The 23,849-nt window shown below is 70.3% G+C and carries 21 protein-coding genes and 1 riboswitch; of the genes, 10 read left to right on the forward strand and 11 right to left on the reverse strand.

Annotated elements, in window-relative coordinates; translation table 11 throughout:
* Positions 1 to 22: 22 nt before the first annotated feature.
* Positions 23 to 1,066, forward strand: a complete 1,044-nt coding sequence (gene trpD, locus Pph01_RS01255) for an anthranilate phosphoribosyltransferase (protein ID WP_204071007.1) — start codon at positions 23 to 25, stop codon at positions 1,064 to 1,066.
* Between the two features lie 201 nt (positions 1,067 to 1,267).
* On the opposite strand, the gene Pph01_RS01260 is transcribed toward trpD, so the two are convergent.
* Positions 1,268 to 1,555 (reverse strand): Lrp/AsnC family transcriptional regulator, encoded by a 288-nt coding sequence (locus Pph01_RS01260; protein ID WP_203880670.1) that lies wholly within the window; start codon positions 1,553 to 1,555, stop codon positions 1,268 to 1,270.
* A gap of 51 nt (positions 1,556 to 1,606) precedes the next feature.
* Positions 1,607 to 3,337: a DEDD exonuclease domain-containing protein gene (locus Pph01_RS01265; RefSeq protein ID WP_204071008.1), complete on the reverse strand. Its 1,731-nt coding sequence runs from the start codon at positions 3,335 to 3,337 to the stop codon at positions 1,607 to 1,609.
* 230 nt (positions 3,338 to 3,567) lie between these two features.
* Here Pph01_RS01265 and Pph01_RS01270 point away from each other — a divergent pair, with 230 nt between their 5' ends.
* Both Pph01_RS01270 and Pph01_RS01275 read left to right on the forward strand, forming a co-directional pair.
* Complete coding sequence (locus Pph01_RS01270; protein WP_204071009.1) at positions 3,568 to 4,884, forward strand: NYN domain-containing protein; 1,317 nt, start codon at positions 3,568 to 3,570, stop codon at positions 4,882 to 4,884.
* Between the two features lie 175 nt (positions 4,885 to 5,059).
* The gene (locus tag Pph01_RS01275; protein ID WP_204071010.1) at positions 5,060 to 6,025 is read left to right on the forward strand and encodes a C40 family peptidase; all 966 of its coding nucleotides are present in this window, start codon (positions 5,060 to 5,062) and stop codon (positions 6,023 to 6,025) included.
* A 663-nt stretch (positions 6,026 to 6,688) separates the two neighbouring features.
* Here Pph01_RS01275 and Pph01_RS01280 read toward each other — a convergent pair.
* The gene (locus tag Pph01_RS01280) at positions 6,689 to 6,880 is read right to left on the reverse strand and encodes a hypothetical protein (RefSeq protein ID WP_204071011.1); all 192 of its coding nucleotides are present in this window, start codon (positions 6,878 to 6,880) and stop codon (positions 6,689 to 6,691) included.
* A gap of 26 nt (positions 6,881 to 6,906) precedes the next feature.
* Positions 6,907 to 7,065, forward strand: a riboswitch (cyclic di-AMP (ydaO/yuaA leader).
* 64 nt (positions 7,066 to 7,129) lie between these two features.
* On the opposite strand from Pph01_RS01280, the gene Pph01_RS01285 reads away from it, so the two are divergent.
* Entirely contained in the window at positions 7,130 to 7,657 is a 528-nt protein-coding gene (locus Pph01_RS01285; protein WP_239116336.1) for a C40 family peptidase, read from the forward strand.
* A 232-nt stretch (positions 7,658 to 7,889) separates the two neighbouring features.
* Here the strand turns inward: Pph01_RS01285 and Pph01_RS01290 are convergent, their stop codons facing one another.
* Positions 7,890 to 8,618 (reverse strand): LysR substrate-binding domain-containing protein, encoded by a 729-nt coding sequence (locus Pph01_RS01290; protein ID WP_239116337.1) that lies wholly within the window; start codon positions 8,616 to 8,618, stop codon positions 7,890 to 7,892.
* Between the two features lie 88 nt (positions 8,619 to 8,706).
* On the opposite strand from Pph01_RS01290, the gene Pph01_RS01295 reads away from it, so the two are divergent.
* Positions 8,707 to 9,048, forward strand: a complete 342-nt coding sequence (locus Pph01_RS01295) for a DUF5997 family protein (protein ID WP_239116338.1) — start codon at positions 8,707 to 8,709, stop codon at positions 9,046 to 9,048.
* Between the two features lie 71 nt (positions 9,049 to 9,119).
* On the opposite strand, the gene Pph01_RS01300 is transcribed toward Pph01_RS01295, so the two are convergent.
* Both Pph01_RS01300 and Pph01_RS01305 read right to left on the reverse strand, forming a co-directional pair.
* The gene (locus Pph01_RS01300) at positions 9,120 to 10,313 is read right to left on the reverse strand and encodes an NAD(P)/FAD-dependent oxidoreductase (protein WP_204071013.1); all 1,194 of its coding nucleotides are present in this window, start codon (positions 10,311 to 10,313) and stop codon (positions 9,120 to 9,122) included.
* A gap of 257 nt (positions 10,314 to 10,570) precedes the next feature.
* Positions 10,571 to 10,924 (reverse strand): DoxX family protein, encoded by a 354-nt coding sequence (locus Pph01_RS01305; RefSeq protein ID WP_204071014.1) that lies wholly within the window; start codon positions 10,922 to 10,924, stop codon positions 10,571 to 10,573.
* 463 nt (positions 10,925 to 11,387) lie between these two features.
* Between Pph01_RS01305 and Pph01_RS01310 the strand changes: the two genes are divergently transcribed.
* The 3 genes from Pph01_RS01310 to Pph01_RS01320 all read left to right on the forward strand — a co-directional run bounded on the left by Pph01_RS01310 (position 11,388) and on the right by Pph01_RS01320 (position 13,319).
* Positions 11,388 to 12,257, forward strand: a complete 870-nt coding sequence (locus tag Pph01_RS01310; protein ID WP_204071015.1) for an alpha/beta fold hydrolase — start codon at positions 11,388 to 11,390, stop codon at positions 12,255 to 12,257.
* Between the two features lie 102 nt (positions 12,258 to 12,359).
* Positions 12,360 to 12,515, forward strand: a complete 156-nt coding sequence (locus Pph01_RS01315) for a hypothetical protein (RefSeq protein WP_204071016.1) — start codon at positions 12,360 to 12,362, stop codon at positions 12,513 to 12,515.
* Positions 12,516 to 12,788: 273 nt separating this feature from the next.
* Positions 12,789 to 13,319, forward strand: a complete 531-nt coding sequence (locus Pph01_RS01320) for a DUF4262 domain-containing protein (protein ID WP_204071017.1) — start codon at positions 12,789 to 12,791, stop codon at positions 13,317 to 13,319.
* A gap of 122 nt (positions 13,320 to 13,441) precedes the next feature.
* Here Pph01_RS01320 and Pph01_RS01325 read toward each other — a convergent pair whose 3' ends face one another.
* The 4 genes from Pph01_RS01325 to Pph01_RS01340 all read right to left on the reverse strand — a co-directional run bounded on the left by Pph01_RS01325 (position 13,442) and on the right by Pph01_RS01340 (position 19,467).
* Positions 13,442 to 15,523 (reverse strand): xanthine dehydrogenase family protein molybdopterin-binding subunit, encoded by a 2,082-nt coding sequence (locus tag Pph01_RS01325; RefSeq protein WP_204071018.1) that lies wholly within the window; start codon positions 15,521 to 15,523, stop codon positions 13,442 to 13,444.
* 170 nt (positions 15,524 to 15,693) lie between these two features.
* Entirely contained in the window at positions 15,694 to 16,854 is a 1,161-nt protein-coding gene (locus Pph01_RS01330; RefSeq protein ID WP_204071019.1) for an NAD-dependent formate dehydrogenase, read from the reverse strand.
* A 181-nt stretch (positions 16,855 to 17,035) separates the two neighbouring features.
* Positions 17,036 to 18,004 carry a LysR family transcriptional regulator gene (locus Pph01_RS01335; RefSeq protein ID WP_239116339.1) on the reverse strand — a complete coding sequence of 323 codons (969 nt, stop codon included), beginning with the start codon at positions 18,002 to 18,004 and terminating at the stop codon, positions 17,036 to 17,038.
* Between the two features lie 62 nt (positions 18,005 to 18,066).
* Positions 18,067 to 19,467: an MFS transporter gene (locus Pph01_RS01340; protein ID WP_204071020.1), complete on the reverse strand. Its 1,401-nt coding sequence runs from the start codon at positions 19,465 to 19,467 to the stop codon at positions 18,067 to 18,069.
* Positions 19,468 to 19,652: 185 nt separating this feature from the next.
* On the opposite strand from Pph01_RS01340, the gene Pph01_RS01345 reads away from it, so the two are divergent.
* Both Pph01_RS01345 and Pph01_RS01350 read left to right on the forward strand, forming a co-directional pair.
* Positions 19,653 to 20,504, forward strand: coding sequence for a gluzincin family metallopeptidase (locus Pph01_RS01345; RefSeq protein ID WP_204071021.1), 852 nt, complete (start codon positions 19,653 to 19,655; stop codon positions 20,502 to 20,504).
* A 167-nt stretch (positions 20,505 to 20,671) separates the two neighbouring features.
* Positions 20,672 to 21,883 (forward strand): glycosyltransferase family 4 protein, encoded by a 1,212-nt coding sequence (locus Pph01_RS01350; RefSeq protein WP_204071022.1) that lies wholly within the window; start codon positions 20,672 to 20,674, stop codon positions 21,881 to 21,883.
* 45 nt (positions 21,884 to 21,928) lie between these two features.
* Here the strand turns inward: Pph01_RS01350 and Pph01_RS01355 are convergent, their stop codons facing one another.
* Positions 21,929 to 23,713 carry an AMP-dependent synthetase/ligase gene (locus tag Pph01_RS01355; protein ID WP_204071023.1) on the reverse strand — a complete coding sequence of 595 codons (1,785 nt, stop codon included), beginning with the start codon at positions 23,711 to 23,713 and terminating at the stop codon, positions 21,929 to 21,931.
* Between the last annotated feature and the right edge of the window lie 136 nt (positions 23,714 to 23,849).

Consider the following 23,849-nt stretch of genomic DNA (forward strand, 5'->3'; position numbering starts at 1 on the left):
ATCTGAGACCGCGGAGCCCACCATGGACACGCGCACCACATGGCCCTCGCTGCTGAACGCACTGATCTCCGGCGAACACCTGACGTCCGACGAGACGTCGTGGGCCATGGGCGAGATCATGTCCGGCAGGGCGACGTCCGCCCAGATCGCCGCCTTCGTGGTGGCCTTGCGGGCGAAGGGCGAGACGGTGGCCGAGGTGACCGGGCTCGCCCGCGCCATGCTCGACCGCGCGACCCCGCTCACCGTGGAGGGGCCGGTCGTGGACGTCGTCGGCACCGGCGGCGACCGGGCCCACACGGTCAACGTCTCGACCATGGCCGCCGTGGTCGCGGCCGCGGCGGGAGCGCGGGTCGTCAAGCACGGAAACCGGGCGGCCTCGTCCCTCTGCGGCGCGGCGGACGTCCTCGAGCACCTGGGCGTCACGCTCAACCTGCCCCCGGAGATCACGGCCAGGGTGGCCGTCGAGGCGGGCATCGCCTTCTGCTTCGCGCCCGTCTACCACCCCGCCCTGCGGTTCGTCGGCCCGGCGCGCAAGGAGATCGGCGTCCCGACGGTCTTCAACTTCCTCGGCCCGCTGACCAATCCGGCCAGGCCCGACGCCCAGGCGATCGGCGTCTACGACGCCCGGATGCTGCCGGTGATCGCCGGCGTGTTCGCCGAGCGCGGGGTCTCCGCCCTGGTGTTCCGGGGGGAGGACGGTCTCGACGAGTTGTCCACCGCCGCGCCGTCCACCGTCTACGTCGTCCGGGACGGCACCGCCACCCAGACCCTGTTCGACCCCGCGGAGATCGGCATCCCGCGCTCGCAGCCGGGAGATCTGCGCGGCGGTGACGTGGAGTTCAACGCGGCGGCCGTGCGCGACCTGGTGAACGGCAAGACCGGGCCCGTGCGTGACGCGGTGCTCCTGAACGCCGCCGCCGCGCTGGTCGCGCTCGAGCGGCCGGACGGCGACCTGGTCACGGTCATCGGCGCGGCCTTCGAACGCGCCGCCGACGCGGTCGACTCCGGCAGGGCCGCGTCGACGCTCGACCGGTGGGTCGAGGTCAGCCGGTCCCTGACCCCCTAGACCGTCCGAGGTGCACGCCGCCGACCGGGTGGCGCGCATCTCGGGTATCCGGTGTGGGTGCCGCGAGGGAGGGCCGTCGGCGCGTTTCGCACGTGGTGACGTCGCTCAGCGCCGGGCGGGCCACCGAGCTGTGGCGGGGCCACCGACCTGTGGTGGCGGTCGCCCTCCTGGCTACGTTCGACGCGGGAGGGTTTTCGGGGGTCAGTCGGATTCGCCCAGGCCGATGGAGAAGGCGGCCTCGAGGTCGTGACGTGAGTACGTCCGGAAGGCGATGTGCGTCTCGGTGTGGCTCACGCCGGGCACCTTGTTGACCCGGCCGGGGATCACTTCGGCGATCTCCTCGTACCGCTCGACCCGGACCATGGCCAGCAGGTCGAACTCGCCGGTGATCGAATAGACCTCGCTGACGCCCTCGATCTCGGCGATGGTCTGGGCGACCTCGGGGATCCGGTGGACATCGGCCTTGATGTGCACGATCGCGGTGACCATTGGGGTCTCTCCTGCTTTGTGGCGAGTACGGCTGTGGTCCCGACCCTAGCGTCATCGCAGCGGCCTGCCCTCACGCGGCTGGCGCGGATGCAATCCCTGGTAGGCGCGCTCGATGCGGTCCCGCAACCGGCCGGCGCCGTACGCGGGGACGCTCCAGGTGCCGTCGACCTGGACCAGCCGGACCCCGGGGGAGTCGAGCCAGCGCAGGACGCACTCGGTCTCCTCGGCGCTGGCCGCCGGGGTGGGCCCCGGTCCGGGGACGACCGTCTCCGCCGTGGCCACCAGCGCGTCCACATAGGGCGTGGGATGGGCGCCCCGCGGCATCACCCCGGCGGCGGCGAGCCTGCCGTACCGGATCACGTGGATGTCCCAGCCGCCGTCGAAGGCCGGGCTCGCCGCCACCATCTGGGAGATGGCCGTGAGCGATCTCAGCCGCTGCATGCGGGCCGCCGTCCTCACGTAGGAGGCGAGCCGGTCGCGGTCGATCGCGGCCTCCTCATACCGCTGCTCGGCGGACAGCCGGCGCATGCGGGCCTCCAGCGCGGAGAAGACCGCCTCGGCGTCGTGCTCCATGGCCCGCTTGGCGCCGCGGACGTGCCGCGCGTAGGCGTCCTCGCTCTCGCGGCCCTCACATGGGGCTCCGCACCGGCCCAGCTCGGCGAGCGTGCAGGCGTTTCGCAGGGTCCGAGGCGAGAGCCGCTCGGTGCACTGGCGCAGCGGCAGCGCCTCGTGCATGGCCGTCCTGGCGTCGTCGGCGGCGCGGCTGCTGCCGAACGGCCCGAGGTAGGTGGCGCCGTCGTCCTTGACCTCCCGGACGACGCTGAGCCGGGGGAACGGCTCGTTGGTGAGCTTGAGCCACACCGCGCGCTCGGGGAACCGGGATCTCTTGTTGTAGCGGGGCTTGGTGGATCCGATCATCCTGAGCTCGCGGATCTCGGCCTCGAGCCCGGTGGCGCAAATGATGGTTCTGACCCGCTCGGCGATGCCGACCATCTCGCGGATCCGGGAGCGCGTCTCGCTGGCGGTGAAGTAACTGCGGACGCGGTTGCGCAGATTGGAGCTCTTGCCGATGTAGAGGGCCTCGCCCCGCGAGTCCTCGAAGATGTAGACGCCCGGGGCGCTGGGAACCCCCTCGGCGAGGTGGCGCTTGCGCTGTTGCTCGGGCGTGGGCGTCCGGGCGAAGCTCCGCAGCTCCTCCAGCGTGTGGACGCCGAGCGAGCCGACCCGGGCGATGAGCCCGTGCAGGACGTCCACGGTGGCCTTGGCGTCGGCGAGCGCCCGGTGGCACGGCTCGGTGGTGCTGCGGAACAGCCGGGCCAGCGTGCCCAGCTTGCAGTTGGGCGTCTCGTCGCGGGTCAGCACCCGCCGCGCGAGGTCGGCGGTGTCGACGATCGGGTTCGCGGGCGGCGGGTATCCGCCGGCCGCGCAGGCGGCGCGGATGAACGACATGTCGAAGGGCGCGTTGTGGGCGACCAGCGTCGCCCCCTTGATGAACTCCAGAAAGCTCGGCAGGACCTGTGAGAACGGCGGAGCCGCCATGACCATGGCGTCGGTGATGCCGGTCAGCACGGAGATGAACGGGGGGATCGGGCCGCCGGGGTCGACGAGGGTCGCGAACTCGCCCAGCACCTCGCCGCCGCGGACCTTGACCGCGCCGATCTCGGTGATCGCGTGCTCGGCGGCCGACCCGCCGGTGGTCTCCAGGTCGAAGACCACGAAGGTGACCTCTCGCAGGGGAGTGCCGAGCTCGTCCAGGGTGCCCTGTACCGCGTCCACGGCCATGACCTTAGGGAGTCCGACCGACAATCGGCGCGATCACCCCGCTCAGTGCGGGTACGCCGACCCGTTGATCGGATATGGCCACCTTCCAGACTTCGGGTGGAGATCGAGTGTTTCGGGAAGGGCGGAGGGCGCGGCGCCGGCGGTCAGGGGCGGCCGGCTCTGATCGGCGACTCGGACAGGGGTCTGCCAGCCGTACCCTTGACGAAAGGACAAGTACAAGGAGCGACAGGATGAGTTCAGCCGGAGAGGGCCTGTCTCGTCCGTTGCCCGAGCAGGTCCGGTTACAGGTGGTGGAGCTCGCGGCCCAGGTGCTCGGTTCCATGTCCGCGACCACGGTGCCGGGGCCGTTGCGCGGGATCGCCAAGTTCGACCCCCGCAAGCGCGCCCGGCTCGGCAGCGCCCCGATCGCCGCACAGCTGGAGAACGACAAGGAGTTCCGCGAGCTGGTCGCCGAGACCCTGCAGGAGGCCTGGCCCGAGCTGGTGGCCGCCCTCTCGGAGGGCACGGCGCCCCCGGCGGCGGAGCCGGTGATGGTCGCGGCCGCGGCCTATCTGACGCGCCCGCCGGGATGGCCGGACCTGGTCGAGATGGCGCGGGCCGACATCGAGCACGCGGCGGCCGCCGGGTCCCAGCGCGAGCAGGCGGAGGTGCGGCTGCGTGAGCAGCTCGCGGCCCACCGGGCGGCGGCCAAGGAGGAGATCGAGCGGGTCCGCGAGCAGCTCAGGTCGGCGCGGGCGGAGAACGCGGAGCTGCGGCGCAAGCTGCACGACTCCCGTGAGCGGGTCAGGGCCGCCGAGGCCAGGTCGGCCGGGCTGCAGGCGGAGGCGGCCGAGGCGACGAGCAGGGCCGCCAGCGCGAGCGGCGCGGCGGAGACCGAGCTGCGGAGGCTGAAGGAGCGTCTCGCGGAGGCGGAGAGCCAGCTCGAGGAGGGCCGCCGCGCGGCGCGCGAGGGCCGCAGCGTCGAGGACACCCGCATCCGCGTGCTCATGGACGCCCTCCAGGACGCGGCCGCCGGCTTGCGCAAGGAGCTCGCCCTGCCCACCTCGATCACCCGGCCGGCCGACTACGTCAGCGGGGTCAAGCCGGGCGAGCCGGGGGTGAGCGCGGTGCCCGCCAGGGCGCTGGCCAGCGACGACCCCCAGCTGCTCGACCAGTTGCTGGCGATTCCCAACCTGCATCTGATCATCGACGGCTACAACGTGACCAAGACGGGATACCCGTCGCTCACCCTGGCCGACCAGCGGGCCCGGATCCTCACCGGGCTCGGCGGCCTCGCCGTGCAGGCGCGGGTCGAGGTGACGTGCGTCTTCGACGGCGCCGAGCTGAACGGCCCCGTCCACGTCTCCGCACCCCGGGGTGTCCGGGTGATGTTCAGTGCGCCCGGGGAGATCGCCGACGATCTCATCCGGCGCCTGGTGCGCGCCGAGCCCTCCGGGAGGGCGGTCGCGGTCGTCTCGTCCGACCGCGAGGTGGCCGAATCCGTGCGACGGATGGGGGCCCGGCCCGTGCCGTCGACCCTCCTGTTGCGCCGCCTCGGCCGGGCCTGATCCGGGGGCCGTCGGAGACGGGCCGGCGCATTGGACCGTGCCGCTGATCACCCTTCGAACGGTGTATGTCGCAATCTGTGACGATTGCCGTGAATAGCTGGGAATAGGTTGAAGCTCCAAGATCGCCCCAGTAAAGTCGCGCCCGCTGGTTAGGGTCGATCCCGAGGGAGCCTCGATGCGAGGGCGTGTACCGGTGGCCACTGGCTTGGCCGCCGCGGTTCTGCTGCTGCCGATCACGAGTGCGCAGGCGGATCCGAAACCCACGATCGCCGAGGCTCAGGCCAAGCTGAAGAAGCTCAACTCCAAGGCCGACAAGATCGTTGACGACTACAACGCCGCCAACGAGAAGTACAAGAAGGCCAAGAAGAAATACGACAGCGTCAACGACGACTACCAGAAGCAGTACCACCAGGTCGACGCGCTCAGGCAGTCCGTCGTGTCCATCGCCGTGAACAGCTACCAGACCGGCGACGTGGCGCTGATGGGAGGCGTCTTCTACAGCTCCGACCCGGAGTCGGCGCTCAGCGGCATGGCCGCGCTCGACCAGCTCTCGCAGGGGCGGGCCCAGCAGCTCGCCGAGTACGAGGCCGCGATCAAGGGGCTCAAGGACAAGCGGGACCAGCAGAAGACGGCCTACGACGACGCCGCCAAGACCAAGTCCGACCTGGGGAAGAAGAAGTCGGAGGCGGAGAAGCTCGTCAAGGAGCAGAAGTCGCTGCTCACCAAGCTCGGCGCGTACAACGCGGGCAACACCAACAGCGCCGGCATCACCTACACCGGCCCGGCGTCGGGCAACGCGCTGACCGCCCTCCAGTTCGCGTACAAGCAGGTCGGCAAGCCGTACCGGTACGGCGGCACCGGCCCGGGTTCGTGGGACTGCTCGGGCCTCACTCAGGCGGCCTGGGCCGCCGCCGGGGTGAGCCTGCCGCGCACCACCTACGAGCAGTGGTCGTGGGGGGCGAGCCGCCGGGTGTCGCTCAGCAAGCTCGAGCCCGGCGACCTGCTCTTCCACCCGGGCATCGGGCACGTCGGCATCTACGCGGGCGACGGCAAGGTCGTGCACGCGCCCCAGACGGGTGATGTCGTGAAGGTCGTCAGCCTGTCCGGCTACGGCAGCATCGCCGGCGCGGTCCGCCCCTGACCTCCTCGCATCCCGAGCGTGATCATGCACAGGTTCGGAGGCGCGGCCGGTGAGCTGCGCTTCCACCGATCGTGATCATGCACGTATTCGGGTGTGATGGTCTGGGCCAAGGCGTCTCCTCTTCGTGATCACGCGTGAGCTCGTCTCCCGGCTGCCGGGTGGAGGGCCGTACCCGCCGATCGCGATCACGGGATCGCGCTGAGGACGTCCTCGGAGGATCCAGGCTTTCTGTCGTGCTGCGCATGCACCGCTGCGTGCACTGCTCGTGTCCCGTGCACCGCCGCCGTAGCGGCTCCTGTGCGGCATGCGTCGTGCTGTTACGGCATCGTCTGTGCCTCGCGCGCCTGATTCGTGTCCTCGGACCTCGGCGCGCAGGCCGTTCGAGCTCTCTGTACGGCCAGGCATGCCGTATCGGTATGTATGCCGTTCGGTTATGCATGCCGCTTCCGTATGGCTGACCTGGTCCGCGCTTGCTGTAGCCCAGCCCCTCGGGGGGGATTCGGTACGCCGCCGTCCCCGATCGAGGCCCTCGTCGGGCCGGCCTGATCGCATCCCCGTGCCCCACGAAGATCACGAACTGGTGTGACGGATGTTACTGATGTGACGTCGTTCAGCATTTGTTTTATTAAGTGTGAGCAGAGTCACATTTAGCGTAGATATCCATTAGATATCCAGCAGTTTTGTTTTCGTGATCAGCAAAAGACGATCTACATTTTCATGTGCTGGTTTTGCCGAAACGCGCGATCGATGGATAGCTTCTGGCGTCGCGACGAGCACGCCATGCGCGTCGCAGGGGTCGGCGAGCCGATTCCGGAACCACCATCCATGCGTCGCCGTCGCCATCGACTCGATCACGCCTGGGCCCTGTGAGGCCCGCAGGCGGCGGTGACCTGCCGAGTCCGTGCAGTCAGGAGGCACGGAGCCGGGGACCCATTCGACCTTCCGTGAAGGTCCGGGGTGAATCGGCGCCAAGTGCGCCGTAGGGCGACTTCCCCGCCCGAATCCGTCAGCTAACCCGGTAGGCGCAAGTGGAAGACCGTAGGAGAGATCCTGTCCAGCACTCCCGTAAGTCTGTCCCGTCGTGCCCTCGTCTCCCTTGGGGGCGTGGCGCTGACAGCCTCCGTCGGAGCCTTCTCCGCACCACCGGCGTCGGCCCAGACGGTGACGGCCGCCAAGGTGGCCACAGCGACGGTGGCGACGACCACCGCCGCCACCAGGACCGCCACGAAGGCCGTCAAGAAGAAGAAGCTGAGCAAGGCCGCCCTGCAGCAGGCCAAGGCCAGGCGGGCCATCTCGACCGCGAAGAAGCACATCGGCGACCCGTACCGCTGGGGAGCCACCGGACCTCACGCGTTCGACTGCTCGGGTCTGGTCAAGTACGCCTGGCGTAAGGCCGGCGTGAAACTGCCGCGGACGACCTACTCCCAGAAGAAGGCCGTCAAGAAGAAGGTGAGGTGGGGTCACTTCAAGATCGGTGACCTGATCTTCACCAGCGGCGGCGGCCACGTCGGCATGTACGTCGGGCACGGCAAGATGATCCACTCGCCGCACTCCGGTTCGCGGGTCCGGATCGACAAGCTGAACTCCTACCGCAAGCGGACGTTCGTGGGAGCGGTTCGGCCGGGTCTGTAGACCTGTAGGTTCTCAGCTCGGATGACCTTTCTCAGTGGAGATGTCCGCGACTTCTGGACATCTCCACTGAGAAGGGCGACCGGTTCCACGGTGCCTCGTGACGGATGTCTGAGAGGCTGTCACCGCGCTCAAGCGCTCGCTGGACCGCTTCGCAGTAGCTCTTCGCGCTCGTAGCCGACTCGTTCAGCGGTCTGCCGCGAGGCGGGTCCGAGCCGGAGTTCGGGGCCGCAGGTCACCGAGGCCGGTGGCCCTTTCTCTTACGGCCGGCTGGCGCGGCCCGGCGACCGGAGCCGCTCTGCGGGGGTTTTTGTGCCTGCCGCTGTGCAGGTTTCTCCGCAGGGGAGGCGGGGGTACGGCCCCGCGAGCTGTTCACTGTCCGGCCGCGGACGATGCCGATGAAATCTTCCACCAGGTCAGTGGTCGCGTCCGTGGGCCAGGTCAGCGCGACCTGAGACTGCGGCGCGTCCGGCACCGGCCGGTAAGTGAGATCCCTGCGGTGGTGGAGGCGTGCCAGCGACTGCGGAACCAGGAGAATCCCAGCGCCGGCCGCTACCAGTTCGACCGCGTCCGCCGTTGTCGCCGGGCGGGTGAACGCGGGCAGCCCGGGCCGGACCGTCCACTCGATGGGGTCGTCCAGAGGATGGAACACCTCGTCGTCGATGAGGTCGGCGATGGCCACTTCATCGGCGGCGGCCGCCGCATGGTCCTTAGGCACCACGACCACTGTGGTCTCCACGTAAAGAGGAATCACGCTGAGCCCGTCCCGGTCGACCGGCAGCCTGACGAGTCCGGCGTCGGCGCCGCCATTCCGCAGGAGTCCCACCACCTCGGCGGCGGGAACCGTGACGAGGCTAACCGGCACGCCGGGCATTCTCTCGGTCCAGATGTTGACCCATTTCGCGGGTGTCACCCCGGGCACGTACGCCAGCCGAAACACCCTGCCGGTCTCTCCGTCAGTCACTTCCTCAGGGTAGCGATGTCAGGGGAACCCGTTCCGACTGACTACTCTTGGCGCCATGACCTCGTCCAAACCAAAGAGCATCCAGACGATGAAGCCTGCGACCGCGGCCAAGAAGCTGGGTGTCCTCCTCTCGGCAACTCCCGCCGAGTTCCAGGAGGGTGTCGTCTCCAGGGACGAGCTGAACGAGTTGCAGTCGACGCCGCCCGCCTGGCTCGCTGACCTGCGTCGCAACGGCCCGCACCCCAAGCAGGTCATCGCCGCGAAGCTCAGGGTCTCCATTTCCGGCCTGATCAGAAGCGGGATCACCGGACCGCTCACCACTGCTGAGATCGATGCGCTGAAGACGGAGAACCCGGCGTGGCTTGAGCGCGAGCGGTCCATCCAGGCCGAGGCCCGCAAAGAAGCACTCCGCCTCAAGCAGCAACCCTAGATAGACGAGGTCCTGCGGGTCTCCGACCCCAGACGCGTCTCCAGCCTGCCGTCACCGCCCGACACCGTTCGTCACGGGGACGAGATCACCCGCGCTGCGGAGCTCGGCTGCCCGGGACGCGTGCCTCCCTTCATCCAGATGACGGAACCCGGCTTCTGGGCCTCGCGGCGGATCCTCGACACCGCGAACTTGCAGACCACCTCCTTGATCACCGCGCCCATGCGGCCGCCGACGTAGACGTTCACCGCGGTATCGTCCTTGCGGGCGACCTGTCGTACAGCGACGCGCCGGCCGAGGCTGACACACGCCCCCGAGAAGGCCAGGGTGATCAACGCCGGTTCGGTCCCCGCGATGCGGCTCAGCACGGTGTTGGCGGCCTGCGCCCCGAGCGGGCCGGCGGCGTAGCAGCTCATCCGCAGCGGCTGGCCCGACGGGGCGGCGGCGTCCCCGGCCGCGACAATGCGGTCGTCGTCGACGCTGGTCAGCGTCTCGTCGGTGAGCAGCCGGCCGAGCGCGTCGGTCTGCAGCCCGCTCGCGGCCGCCAAGTCCGGTACGCCGAAACCGGCCGCCCAGATGGTCAGTGCGCTCGCATGTACCGCACCGTCGGCGAAGACGACCGCGTCCGGCCGGACCTCGCTCACCACGTCCGCCTCCAGCACCGCGACACCGTGCCGGGACAGCCACGTGGCCACGGATCGGCGCCCCGGTGCGCTGAATGACGGCGCCAGGGTCCGGCCGCACACCAGCGTGACCGTGCGTCCTTGCTCGGCGAGCTCGGCGGCCGTCTCGATGCCGGTCAACCCGCCGCCGACCACGGTGACCGGAGCATCGGGGGGCAACTCCTCCAGCCTGGCGCGCAGCCGCTGCGCGGATTCGAATTCAGCGATGTCGAACGCGAATTCGGCCGCGCCGGGCACCGAGGACGGAATCGCCGCGGTGCTGCCGACCGCGTAGATGACGTAGTCATAGTCCAGCGCGCGGCCCGACGCCAGCTCCACCGTGCGGGCGGCGGTGTCGATGCGCGTGGCGTTGTCGACGACCAGCCGGACGCCCTCGCCGAGCAGCGTGCCGTAGTCAATCAGGGCCTCGCCGGTGCCGGCCACGAACTGGTGCAGCCGGACTCGTTCGACGAACTCCGGGCGTGGATTGACCAAAGTGATGTCGACGTCGGCGCGCATCCGCAGATGGTTGGCCGCGAGCGTTCCGGCGTAACCGCCACCGATGACGACGACCTTGTTGAGAGTGTGGTGCCCGGGCGTGGACATGGCGAGGTTTCCCTTCTCGATCTCAGCGAGGGTTTGAGGCCCTGCGACCAGGTGGAGTCAGTCCTCCGTCTGAAAGGGCCGGCCGCGGGGACGATCACGCGTCGGTTGACGGCTGTCCGCGTACCTGCCGGAGGTCGCTGAGCTTTCCTGCGTGGTGAATCGTGTCTCAGTAGTCGGACGGCACAATCGCTGGGAATAGGAGGCGACGCGTCGATCGTCATGCTGCGGAGGCCAGGCGAGTGAGCCTGTCTCCACGATCACGACCAGTGGTAGACCAGGTCCGCGGCTAGTGCGGCCACCGCAGTGGCGAAGAATCCGGCCCAGTTCGCGAGGTTGTGGGACTCCACTCGCAAGTGCGCAAGGAGCGCGCCGATGAAATACAGCACGAGGCCGGCGGCGGCCAATGTCCCCAGCATTGGCAGGGCGAACCCGCCCAACAGCCCCAAAGAGCCCGCCGCCAGCAACATGCCCAATACCGGCGCCCACGACCGTGGCAAGCGCTTCATGTCCAGCTGAGCCTTCGGAAATTCGTGGCCGATCAGGTAGACGACGGCGGCGCTGCCGTACAGCAGCGAGGCGAAGATGGTGATCGTCGCATAAACGGCGAACATAAGCCCTCCTGTGTAGTTGTTTGCTTCAAGAACTTCGGTTGGGAAAGCCGGCCAGGGCATCATTGATCGCTGCGCGTCTTCGGCAGGGCGAGGTCTCCCTTCTCGATCTCAGCGGTGTTCGAGCCTTGCGACCCGGTCTCCCAGTAGTCCGACGAAACGACTGCTGGGAATGTCAGGTGACGCGCCAACCGGAGAATCCGGGGCGCTGGCTGTTCGAACCGGTGAGGCGGGTGCGAGCAGGGCCCGCGGACTGGAGCAGGTTCGGCACCTGGTGTGCCTCAGTCGGACGGACGCCATTGGCCGCCCGCAGCGGCTCTCGGATGGCTGGAAATCCACTGCACCCAGCGCTGCGATCGCCCTTCGGTACGCGCTCACCCTCGGGACCGAGTTTCGACCGTCAGATTGTCGGGGCTAAGGCGTAGGTTTCCGATGAGTTCTTGATACGGAAGGGGTCTACACCGCTATGACTACGCAGATGCTCAAGACTCCCGATGTCGACCTCGCCTACGACGTCCACGGCCCGCTGCCGACCGCCGACGGACGCCCACCGCTGGTCATGATCGGGCAGCCCATGGACGCCAGCGGCTTCGGCACGTTGGCGTCGCTCTTCCCCGACCGCACGGTGGTCACCTACGACCCGCGCGGCCTCGGCCGCAGCACCCGCAAGGACGACCGGTTCGACCATGCGCCCACGATCCAGGCCGCCGACGTGCACGCCGTCATCGAGGCGCTCGGCGCGGGACCGGTCGAGATGTTCGCGAGCAGCGGCGGTGCGGTGACCGCGCTCGCCCTCGTCGCGGCGTACCCCGATGACGTGACCATCCTGGTGGCGCACGAGCCGCCGCTCATTCCGGTGCTCCCCGACGCCCAGGCCGCCGAGCGCGCCCGTGCCGAGGTCCGGGATGCGTACGAAGACAAGGGGTGGGGTGCCGGCATGGCGGCCTTCATCACGATGACGTCGTGGCGGGGCGAGTTCACCGACGACTACTTCGCCCAGCCCGTGCCGGATCCCGCCGCTTTCGGGATGCCGACCGAGGATGACGGCTCCCGTGAGGACCCGCTGCTCTCCGACCGCTCATGGGCGGTCAGCAGCTACCGGCCCGACGTCGACGCGCTTGCCGCCGCGCCGACGCGGATCGTGATCGCAGTGGGCGAGGAGTCCCTGGACACCTTCACCGGACGCACCGCGGTGGCGGCGGCCACGCTGTTCGGTCAGCAGCCGACGGTCTTCCCGAGCCACCACGGCGGCTTCATCGGTGGCGAGTTCGGCTACGCCGGGCAGCCTGAAGCCTTCGCGCGCAAGCTGCGCGAGGTTCTCGACGCCGCCGGCTGACGGTCGCCCTTCTCCTCGTCACGCGATGTTCGCCGGAACCTTGTGATCCGCGTCACCCCACATGTAACACTCGGACATGATCACGGAGAAAGGCGGTATCCGATGAACTCTCGTGGCTTCAAGGCCCGGCTCCTCGCCGGGGCGGCGACGGCCGTGACCGTCGCCGTACTCGGCCTCGCGGCAGCCCCCGTGGCCGCTGCGGCGGCCGGCAACGGCGGCCCGGTCATGCACACCGACGGCAACATCATGGGCAGCTAGCCCACCCGGGCGCGGGTCGTGACTGTTTCGGCAGCGGGGCGGCATCATGCCGTACCAGGTCGAGCTCGGCGCTCGCCGGGGGCGGCTCCTGCCGCAGACCGTGCGGCATGGCCCGCGCCCGGGTCTCCGCCCGGTATGGCTCAGCGTGATCGAGGCGGACCTGACATCGCCCATCCGGCGGCGGCTTGACGACGAGATCGGATCGTGGGCTGAGATCTGGCCGGGGTCAAGGTCGGCCGCATCGTTGACCGCGGAGTCCGTACGCTACGTCCCATGTCTACAGAAGGCCTGGGTTGTCGGTGCATCCTCTGCCACGACTACGGGGACCGTGACGAGTGGGACATGGGTGATCGGCGGGCCGTGGAGCACGTCCAGACTCGCGGCTGGAGCGTGTGGATGATCCCGGAGGACGACGTCGGACCGGGATTCTCCTACACGGTCGGTCTGTGGCATACCTACCGGTCGCCTGAGCTGGCCATGTTCGGTCTGGACGTTCATCTCATGCACGAGTTGTTGAACCGCCTCGGTGACGGGATCGCGGCGGGTGAGTTCGTCGCGGCGGAGCAGGAGCGGCGCGACCTCATCGAGCGTTATCCCGTCGTCCTCAAGCAGGTCGACATGAGGTGGTACCGCGAGTACTTCGGACGAGCGATCGCGTTCTATCGGCGCCCACCGTTCCCGATCCTGCAGGTCCTGTGGCCCGACGCCGATGGCCGATTCCTCTGGCACCCCGAGTACGCGGAGCGGTGTCGCGAGCTACAGCCTTCACTGTGGCTGTGGCCGGGTGACGAACGGGGTGAGTGATCGTCCGACGCGACGTCAGGGACGGCCGATCCTGGGGAGGGATTCCCAGGACGTCTTGACGGCGCCCCATCAGGACTACCTCCTCGGCCCTGCAAGCGGAGGCAAACCCCGGCTCGTCGGTCTCACCGCACCAGACGGTCGAGGCGGATGGGAAGGTCCCGCACCCGGATGCCGGTGGCGTGATGGACCGCGTTGGCGACGGCCGCGGCCGTGCCGACGATGCCGATCTCGCCGATGCCCTTGGAGCCCATCGGATTGATCTCCGGGTCCTCCTCATCGATCCAGTGGGCCTCGATGTCGGGCACGTCGGCGCACGCGGCGATGTGGTACTGGGCGAAGTCGTGGTTGAGGTAGTCGCCGAACTCCACGTCCATCACGCTCTCCTCCATCAACGCCATGCCGATTCCCATCGTCATGCCGCCGATGAACTGCGACCTCGCCGTCTTCGGGTTGATCACCCGGCCGACGGCGAAGACGCCGAGCATGCGGGACACCCGTACCTCGCCGGTGTCCATGTCGACCCCGACCTCGGCGAACTGCGCGCCGAAGGCGTGACGGGACAGCCGTGACTGCGACGCGATCTCGTCGGCCGTGTCGACGCGGACTTCGAGCGGCCGGACGCCGCTGCGGTCCATCTCCGCCAGCAGCGCCTCACAGGCCCGCACGACAGCCGTCCCCCATGAGGCGGTGCCCATGGACCCGCCGGCGATGGGCGCGGTGGGCAGGCGGCTGTCGCCGACCTCGACGCGAACGTGATCCGGGGAGACCCGCAGGGCGTCGGCGGCGATCTGGGTCAGCACCGTCCGCGCTCCCGTGCCGATGTCGGCGGCGGCGACGCCCACCGTGAACCGGCCGTCGGCCTCCACCCGGGCCGTGGCCTGCGACGGGCGGCGGATGACGGGGTACGTCGAGGAGGCCACGCCGGTCCCGACCAGCCGGCGACCGTCCCTGCGCACTCCCGGCGTGGGGTCGCGGTCCGCCCACCCGAACCTGGCCGCTCCCTCGCGCAGGCATGCGACGAGACCGCGGGAGCTGAACGGCAGGCCGGTCTCGGGGTGCAGCGCGGGTTCGTTGCGGACGCGCAGCTCGATCGGGTCCATCCCGCAGGCGATGGCCAGCTCGTCCATCGCCGACTCGAGGGCGAACATCCCCGGGCACTCGCCCGGCGCACGCATGAAGGTCGGAGTCGGCACGTCGAGGGCGGTCAGCCGGTGGGTCGTCCGCCGGTTGGGCGAGGCGTACATGACGCGGGTCGGGGTCGTCGTCTGCTCGGCGAACTCCTTGACGGTCGAGGTCTGCTCGAAGGCGTCGTGAATGATGGCCGTCAGCCCGCCGTCCCGGCCGGCGCCCAGGCGGACCCGCTGGATGATCGGCGTACGGTAGCCGACCAGGGAGAACATCTGCTGCCGCGTCGTCGCCACCTTCACCGCCCGGCCGGTCACCTTCGCGGCGATGGCGGCGAGGACCACCGGCGGATGGGGCGCCAGCTTGGACCCGAAGCCGCCGCCGACATGCGGGGCGATCACACGCACCCGGTCGGGAGGGAGCTCGAACAGCCTGGCCAGGACGTCGCGGACCGCCGACGAACCCTGGTTGGAGTCGTACAGCGTGAGGCCGCCGTCCTCCCAGACGGCCACCGTCGAGTGCGGCTCCATCGGGTTGTTGTGCTGCGCGGGAGTGGTGTAGGTCAGGTCGACGCTGACGGCGGCCTCCCGCAGCGCCGTGTCGGGGTCGCCGCGTTCGGTGTCGGTCGGGTAGTTGGGGGCCACCTTCGGCGGCTTGTACATCGTGGGGTCGTCGGCCCGCAGCACCACGTCGTGCCGCTCCTGCCGGTATTCGATCCGCACCTGACCGGCCGCCTCGCGGGCCGTCTCGATCGTCTCCGCGACCACCGCCGCCACGATCTGACCTCGGTACGCCACCCAGTTCGACTGGAAAAGGGCGAGTTCGCCGTCGTCCGAAGGGCCCAGGCGGGGCGCGTTGCCGTACCAGATCACCGCGATGACGCCCGGCAGGGTGAGCGTGGCGCCGGTGTCCACGCTGACGACCTCGCCCCGGGCGACGGCCGCCTGCACCGGCGCGGCGTAGGCGATGTCGCGGCCGGGTGCGTGCTCGAACGCGTAGCGGGCCGTCCCGGTGACCTTCTCCCGCGCCTCGATCCGGCTCAGGTGCGCCCCGACCGCCTGTGTCCCCGTGAGCGTCATGGGATCACCGGTCCGGCAGGAGGCCGCGTCGGTGGAGTTCGACCATCACGGGCGGATCTCTACCCTCGCGTCGGCAATCTCCATCTACAGGAAACCGTGAGCCTGTTTGACCTGAATGAGGGACGCCGCCCCGGTGGAGGCACCACGTCTCCACCGGGGCGGATCCACGGTCAGGCGCGGGTGGAGTAGGAATGGGCCCCGGCGCCGGCGAGACCCCCGCCCTGGACGATGAGGTACTCGTCGCGGATCGGCGTCCCGTCGAACCAGGCCTCGAGGATCTCCCGGGTACCGGCCGCGTAACGCGCCTGGGCGGACAGCGACGACCCCGAGATGTGCGGGGTCATGCCGTGGTGGGGCATGGTCCGCCAGGGGTGGTCGGCCGGAGCCGGCTGGGGGTACCAGACGTCGCCCGCGTACCCGGCCAGTTGCCCGCTCTCCAGCGCCCGGACGACGGAGTCGCGGTCGGCGATCTTCGCCCGGGCCGTGTTGATCAGGTACGCGCCGCGCTTCATGGTGGAGATGAGCTTGTCGTCGAACAACCCCTCGGTCTCGGGATGCAGCGGGGCGTTGACCGTCACCACGTCGCAGAACGGGACCATGTCCTGGGTGCTCTCGTGCCAGGTGAGGCCGAGCTCCTCCTCGATCTCACGGGGCAGCCTGTGCCGGTCGGTGTAGTGCAGGTGCACGTCGAACGGCTTCAGCCTGCGCAGCACGGCCAGGCCGATCCGCCCGGCGGCGACCGTGCCGATGTGCATGCCCTCGACGTCGTAGGAGCGGCTCACGCAGTCGGCGATGTTCCACCCTCCGTCGAGCACCACCTGGTAGGAGGGCAGGTAGTTGCGCACCTGCGACAGGATCATCATGACGACGTGCTCGGCGACGCTGATGCTGTTGCAGTACGTCACCTCGGCGACGGTGACGCCGTGCGCGATGGCCGCGTCGAGGTCCACGTGGTCGGAGCCGATTCCGGCGGTGACGGCGAGCTTCAGCTTCGGCGCCCTCGCGATGCGCTCGGCCGTGAGATAGGCCGGCCAGAACGGCTGGGAGATCACCACGTCCGCGTCGGGCAGTTCGCGGTCGAAGACCGAGTCCGCGCCTTCCTTGTCGGAGGTGACGACCAGGGTGTGGCCGCGCTCCTCGAGGAAGCGCCGCAGGCCGAGCTCGCCCGAGACGCTCCCGAGCAGGTGGCCGGGGGTGAAGTCGACGGCCTTGGGAGTCGGCAGGGTCTGGCCGCCGGGGTAGCCGTCGACGACCGGCAGGTCGTCCCTGGCATACGTGGCCGGGTATCCGCCGGTCGGGTCGTCGTACAGAACGCAGAGCACTTTCGCCATGATGTCGGCTCCTCGTCGAGGCCGGGGGCAGGTGCCCTCCACACTCCGCGCGGACGTATTCGCACGTCAAAGCGAAAGTTCCTATCGCGAGATAGGGCGCTTCTATGAGCTCTCCGCCCGCGCTCGCTCTGTGAGTTCTCCGCCTGCGCTCGCTCTGTGAGTTTCTCCGCCCGTGCCCGCTCTATGGGTTCTCCGTCCGCGCCCGCGGTGGCACGGCCGTCGGCAGCGGCGCGAGGGCGTCGCGCAGCAGCCGGTCCAGGGTGTCGCGCAGGTCCAGCCCGCGGGTGATTTCCAGCAGCGCGGTGGCGAGCACCGGTTCGGGGCTCCGATCCGCGACGACCAGGCCGACCCGTGGCACCTGCGCGGGCCGTTCCATCCGGACGATCCGCGTGCCTTCCGGCACGCCGAACATGTGCAGCCAGGCATGCGCGATGACGCTCGACCACCGGTGCGTGGCCACATGGGCGTACAGGGCCGAGACGGTGTCGGTCTCGATGGCGGGCACCACGACGGCGCCGGCGGCGCGGAAGATGCCGTCCAGGATGCGCCGGTTGCGCATCTCGGGAGCCAGCAGGCACAACGGCAGCGCGGCGACCTCCGCCCAGCGGACGACGTCCCGGCCGGCCAGCTCGCCGTCGTCAGGGGTGAGCAGCAGGTAGCGCTCCTCGTACAGCGGGGTCGCGCGCACGTTGCCGAGCTCCTCGTCGTCGAGGTACGTCATCGCCACGTCGAGCTCGAACTCCGCGAGTTGGCGGTTGATCTCGCGGGACGACAACGACGACAACGAGACCCTGGCGTGCGGGTGACGCTCGCAGAACGGCGTCGTCAGCAGCGATACGGCCGTCAGCGCGGTCGGTATCGCGCCCACGCGCAACGTGCCCGACAGGCTCTCGCGCATCACCGACAGGTCGTCCCGCAGCCCGTCGCACTCGGCCAGGATGCGGTGAGCCCACAACAACACGCGGTCGCCCTCGGGGGTCAGCCCGGCGAAACGCCGGCCCCGCCGTACGAGAGGCACGCCGAGCTCGCGCTCGAGCTTGCGGATGGCGGCCGACAACGACGGCTGTGAGACGTGACAGGCGGCGGCGGCACGGGCGAAGTGTCGTTCCCTCGCCAGGGCGACCAGATATTCCAACTGGCGTAACAGCACCCCCCACAGGATGGCGCGTCCGCCGCCGCCTCGTCTAGATCGTCACGGTCTCAGCGCCGGTCTCAGTGCCGGTCCGCCGCCGCGGTGCGAGGCAGCCACGGCAGGCACAACGCGCAGAGCACGGTCACGCCGAGTACGGCGAGCAGGACGGTGAACATGGCGGCACGCACGCCGTGTGCGGCGCCGACGGTCAGGAAGACCGCCGAGATGCCCGCCGCGCCGACGGAGTTGGAGAGTTGCTGGGCCGCGTTGAGTGTTCCGCCGGCGCTGCCGGATTCCTCCACGCCGACGTCGCCCAGCGCGACGGCGAAGACGGAGCCGAAGCAGCAGCCCATTCCCAGTCCACACAGGAACAGCGGCGCGGTCAGCGGCCAGATCGACCGGCCGTCGGCACCGAGGACGGCCAGGTAACAGAGCACTCCCGCGCCCGTCAGGGCCAGGCCCGCCGCCACCAGCCGGCGCCCGTGCCGTGCGATGAGGCCTCGTGCCGAGAACGAGGCGACGATGATGCCGACGGACAGGGGTGCCATCGTCTCCGCGGTCCGGAACGGCACGAGCCCCCGGCCGTCCTGCAGATACAGCGAGGTGACGTAGAGCAGCCCCGAGACGACCGAGGAGAACAGCGCGCCCAGCAGGACGCCGACGACGAAGCCCCGGTCGCGGAACAGCGCCCGGGCCAGCAGCGGGGTGGCGCTGCGGAGCTGGCGACGGGTGAACATGGCCAGCCCCGCGAGACCCGGGCCCACCGCGAGAAGCGACGGCCCGTCCCAGCCGTGGTCCGCGCTCCGGACGAGGCCGCCGAGCACGCCGAGGACGCCGAGCGTCAGCAGGACCGACGCAAGCGGATCGATCACCACAGCTCGCCGTCCCGGGTCCCGCGGCAGGACCCGGCCGCCGGCGAGGGCCACCGCGAGGCCGAGCCCGGCGTTGGCGGCGAAGACGCCCCGCCAGCCCAGCCCGAACGGGTCCGCCTGGATCAACAGCCCGCCCACGACCGGGCCGCTGATCGAGCACACGGCCATGAGCGGGCCGAAGAGGCCGAAGGCCCGGCCGACTTCGGCGCGGGGGAAGACGCGGAGCAGGATGCTGAAGCCCTGCGGGATCAGCAGGGCGCCGAACACGCCCTGCGTCAGCCGGGCGGCGACGAGGAACGCCGGGTTCCCGGCGAGCGCGCAAAGCAGCGCGGCGGCGGCGAACCCCGCGCCGCCGGCGAGGAACGACCGGCGGTGGCCGTACCTGTCGCCGATCCTGCCTCCGATCACCAAGACGGAGCCGAGCGTCAGGGCGTACGCCGACCCCAGCCAGGGCGCCAGAGTCGGGGGAGCGTGCAGGTCGCGCAGGATGGAGGGCGCGGCGATGTTGGTGACCGTCGTGCTCAGGAGATCGAGGACGTCGGCGACCAGGATGACGGTGAAGATCCACCATCGGAGGCAGGCGCGGACGATGGTGCCGGTTTCTGGCATGGCGAAGAACTCTCTGGTGAGAGAGACCTGACGTCACCTGTCGCGGTGACGTCGTGCCGGCCGGAGGTCCCGGCACGAGACCACGCCGTACGTGGCTCGCCGCACCTTGCGGATCAAGGGTAACGGGCCGGGCCGGTGTTCCGTACCCGCCGGGGTTCTGAGGCTCGGGCAATACCATGCTCGGCATGCGTGCTCTCGCACGGCCGAGGGCGGCACCCGTGCTGGCGGCCGTCCTGGTGGCGTTCGCCGTCGCCGGGCCGTCCTCCGCCGCTCCGCCCGACACCCTGCTGCCGGCGGCGCGTGCGATCGCGCGGGAGCATCCCGGCATGTGGACGCAGGCGGCCGTGGCCAGGGGCGAGCGGACCATCGTCATCGGCCGCTCCACGCGGCAGGTCGCGGAGATCGCCGCTGTCGCCGACCGGGCCGGCCGTACGGTGGCACGGGTCTGGGGGCCGGTCGACGCGGTCGTGCTGGTGCCCGGCACTGAGGCGCAGGCCGCGGAGCTGGCGGCGCCCGCGCACGTCGAGGGATTTGCGGCCTTCGCGGGAGTGGGGCGCGTCATCGTCGACCCGTCCGGCTTCGGGCGGCTCAGCGAGACCGGTCGGCAGGTGGTGCTCACCCATGAGCTGACCCACGTCGCCACCGGTGCCGCGCTCACGGGAGACATGCCTGCGTGGCTGGTTGAGGGGTTCGCCGACTACGTCGGGTACCTGGACGCCCCGCTGAGCGTGCGCGCCGTCGCGGCCGAGCTCGCCGAGGAGGTGCGCGCCGGGTCGCCGCCGCGTGAGCTGCCCGGGCGCGCGCGGTTCCAGGCCGGATCGGCACGGCTCGCGCAGGCGTACGAGGAGGCGTGGCTGGCGTGCCGGTACATCGCCGAGCGGTTCGGTGAGCACGCGCTCGTGAACTTGTATCGTGCCGCCCTGCGGTCCGGTGTAACGGCCGCGCTCGAGGACACGCTGGGCATGACGCTTCCCGCCCTGACCGAGGCGTGGCGGGGTTATGTGGTGCGCCAGCTCGGTCCTGCGGCCGCCTCGTGAGCGCGCGATCGCGGCACGACCGGTCCGGACACGGCGCGATCACGTGAGGGGTTCGCCCTGATGGGCGGGGGAGTTGCCGAAGGTGTGCATGATCACGCGAGATGAAGGGGCCGGTCAGAGGTGGTAATCCCGAATGTGCGCATGATCACGGGGAAGAGGGGGTGGTGATGGGGAGGACGCTGATCGTCACCAATGACTTCCCCCCGCGGGCCGGGGGGATCCAGGCGTTCGTCCATGGGCTCGCCTCGCGGCGGCCGGCGGACTCCGTGGTCGTCTACGCGCCCCGTTGGAGGGGATCGGACTCCTTCGACCGGGGGCAGCCGTACGAGGTGGTCAGGCACCCCGGGACCCTCATGCTTCCCACACGCGGCGTCGCGCGCAGGGCGGCCGAACTGGCCGGCGGCTGCGACACCGTGGTCTTCGGCGCCGCCGCCCCCTTGGGCGTGCTCGCGCCCGGCCTGCGCGCGGCCGGCGTGGGCCGGGTCGTGATGCTCACCCACGGGCACGAGGCGTCGTGGGCCCGGCTTCCCGTCGCCCGGGACGTGCTCCGCCGCATCGGCCGGGGCGCCGACGTGGTGACCTATCTCGGCGACTACACGCGGCGCAGGCTCGCGACGGTGATCCCGGAGTCCACGCTGGTGAGGCTGGCGCCCGGAGTGGACACGACGGCCTTCCACCCGGGCGGCGGCGGCGCCGGCGTCCGCAAGTCGCTGGGCCTGGGGGACCGGCCGGTGGTCGTGTGCGTCTCCCGGCTGGTGCCGCGCAAGGGCCAGGACATGCTGATCAGGGCCTGGCCGCGGGTGCTGCGCGCGGTCCCCGACGCCGTGCTGCTGCTCGTCGGCGGCGGCCCGTCCCGCAAGGCGCTCGAACGGTCGGCGGCCCGTGTCGCGAAGGGATCGGTCGTGTTCACCGGGTCGGTTCCGTGGGCGCGGCTCCCGGCCCACTATGACGCGGGCGACGTGTTCGCCATGCCGTGCCGCACCCGCCTGGCCGGGCTGGACATCGAAGGCCTCGGCATCGTCTACCTGGAGGCGTCGGCCACCGGGCTTCCCGTGGTCGCCGGCGCGTCGGGCGGCGCCCCCGACGCCGTACGGCACGGCGAGACCGGCCTGGTCGTCGACGGGACCTCGGAGGCGGAGATCGCCGAGGCGCTGACCGGGCTGCTGGCCGACCCGGACCGGGCCCGCGCGATGGGGGAGCGGGGCCGGGCCTGGGTCGAGGAGGAGTGGGGCTGGGACCGGGTCGCCGCCCGTTTCGCCGCCATCCTCACCCCGACCGAGACCTCGACCGAGACGTCGGCCGAGACGTCGGCCGAGACGGCGACCGCGACGGCGACGGCGACCGCGACGGGGACGAAGCCCGCCGCGGATCGCCGATGACGTAGCCGGTAACGGAGCCGGTGACGCCCTCGTGGACGGAGGGGGTCAGCCGTAGAGCTCGTCGATCTGCTTGGCGAAGTCGCGCATCACGAGCGCGCGCTTGACCTTCAGGGACGGCGTGAGGTGGCCGGTCTCCTCAGTCAGGTCGTTCTCCAGGATGACGAACTTCTTGATCTGCTCGGGCTTGGAGACCATGCGGTTGGCCACGTCGACGGCGCCCTGCACCTCGGCCAGCAGGGCGGGGTCGTCCGTCGAGTACCCGGTCCTGCCGTTGGCCTGCTTCCACTGCTCCATCGCCTCGGGATCGAGCGTGACGAGCGCGGCGATGAACGGCCGGTCGTCGCCGACCACCATGACCTGGCTGATCAGCCGGTGCGCGCGGATGGCGTCCTCGAGCGGGGCGGGCGCCACGTTCTTGCCGCCCGCGGTCACGAGGATCTCCTTCTTGCGGCCGGTGATCTTCAGATAGCCGTCCTCGTCGAGCTCGCCCACGTCGCCCGTGTGGAACCAGCCCTCGGCGTCGACGGCCTCCTTGGTGGCGCGCTCGTTGTTCCAGTAGCCGTCGAAGACGTGGCGCCCCTTGACCAGGATCTCGCGGTCGTCCGCGATCTTGATGCTCACGCCGGGGAACGGCTTGCCGACCGTCCCGATCTTGTTGGCGCCCGGGATGTTGACCGTCGAGGGCGCGCTCGTCTCGGTGAGGCCCCACCCCTCGAGCACCTCGATGCCGACGCCGCGGAAGAAGTGGCCGAGCCGCTCGCCGAGGGCCGAACCGCCGGAGACCGCCGTGTTCAGGGCGCCGCCGGTCGCCGCGCGCAGCTTGCCGTACACGAGCTTGTCGAACAGCGCGTGCTTGAGCCGGACGCCGAGCCCCGCGCCGCCCGAGCTCTCCGCGCGGCTCCAGTCGATCGCGGTGCGGACGGCGGCGTGGAAGATCTTGCCCTTGCCCTCGGACACCGCCTTCTGCTCGGCGGCGTTGTAGACCTTCTCGAACACGCGCGGCACGCCCAGCAGGAACGTGGGCTTGAACCCCTGCAGGTCGGGGGCGACGTTCTTCATGTTGGGGGTGTGCGCGAGGACCGTGCCCGTCTCGATCAGCACCACCTCGATGATCCGGGCGAAGCTGTGGGCGAGGGGCAGGAACAGCAGCGCCGCCCGGGCGTCCACGTCGAACATCGACTCGAGCGGACCGCGCGAGACGTTGCGCGCCGTGAAGAGCAGGTTGTCGTGGGTGAGCCGGCAGCCCTTCGGCATGCCCGTGGTGCCGGACGTGTAAATGATCGTGGCGAGGTCGCGGCCGCCCCTGCTCGCGCGGCGTTCGGCGAGGGTGTCGTCGGATACGCCGGACCCGAGGGTCTTCAGCTCGTCGAGCCCGCCGTCGTCGATCCGCCAGATCAGGGGGAAGTCCGGCAGGGCCTCCCGCACCGCCTCCTCGTGGGACGCCAGTTCGACGACGACGGCCTTGGCGCCGCTGTCGGACAGGATCCACTTCACCTGGTCGGGGGAGGAGGTCTCGTAGATCGGCACGCCCACGGCGCCGGCCGCCCAGATGGCGTAGTCGGTGACGGTCCACTCATAGCGGGTCCGGGACATCAGGCCCACCCGGTCGCCGGCCTCGACGCCGGCGGCGATCAGCCCCTTGGCGACGGCGGCGACGTCGGCGCGGAAGCCCGCGGCGGTGATGGGGGTCCAGGGGGCGTCCGCGGCGGTGCCGTCCTTGCGGCGGATCACGACGGTGTCCGGTTCGTCCACCGCGCGCTGGAACACCACGTCGGTGCAGTTGGCAGACGGGGGCACATCCACCAGCACGGGAACACTGAACTCGCGCACGGTCACTCCTCTGTCACGCTCCGCCGGTTCCGCGAGGCCGGAACGGCGGTCGCGGACGTCATCCCTGAGATCTCCCCGGACGTTACCGCGCAAAGTTACGGACCGGTAGATCCGTCATATAGGCGTTATCCCGGGT

The sequence above is a fragment of the Planotetraspora phitsanulokensis genome (assembly GCF_016863295.1).
GTDB classification, from domain to species: Bacteria; Actinomycetota; Actinomycetes; order Streptosporangiales; family Streptosporangiaceae; genus Planotetraspora; species Planotetraspora phitsanulokensis.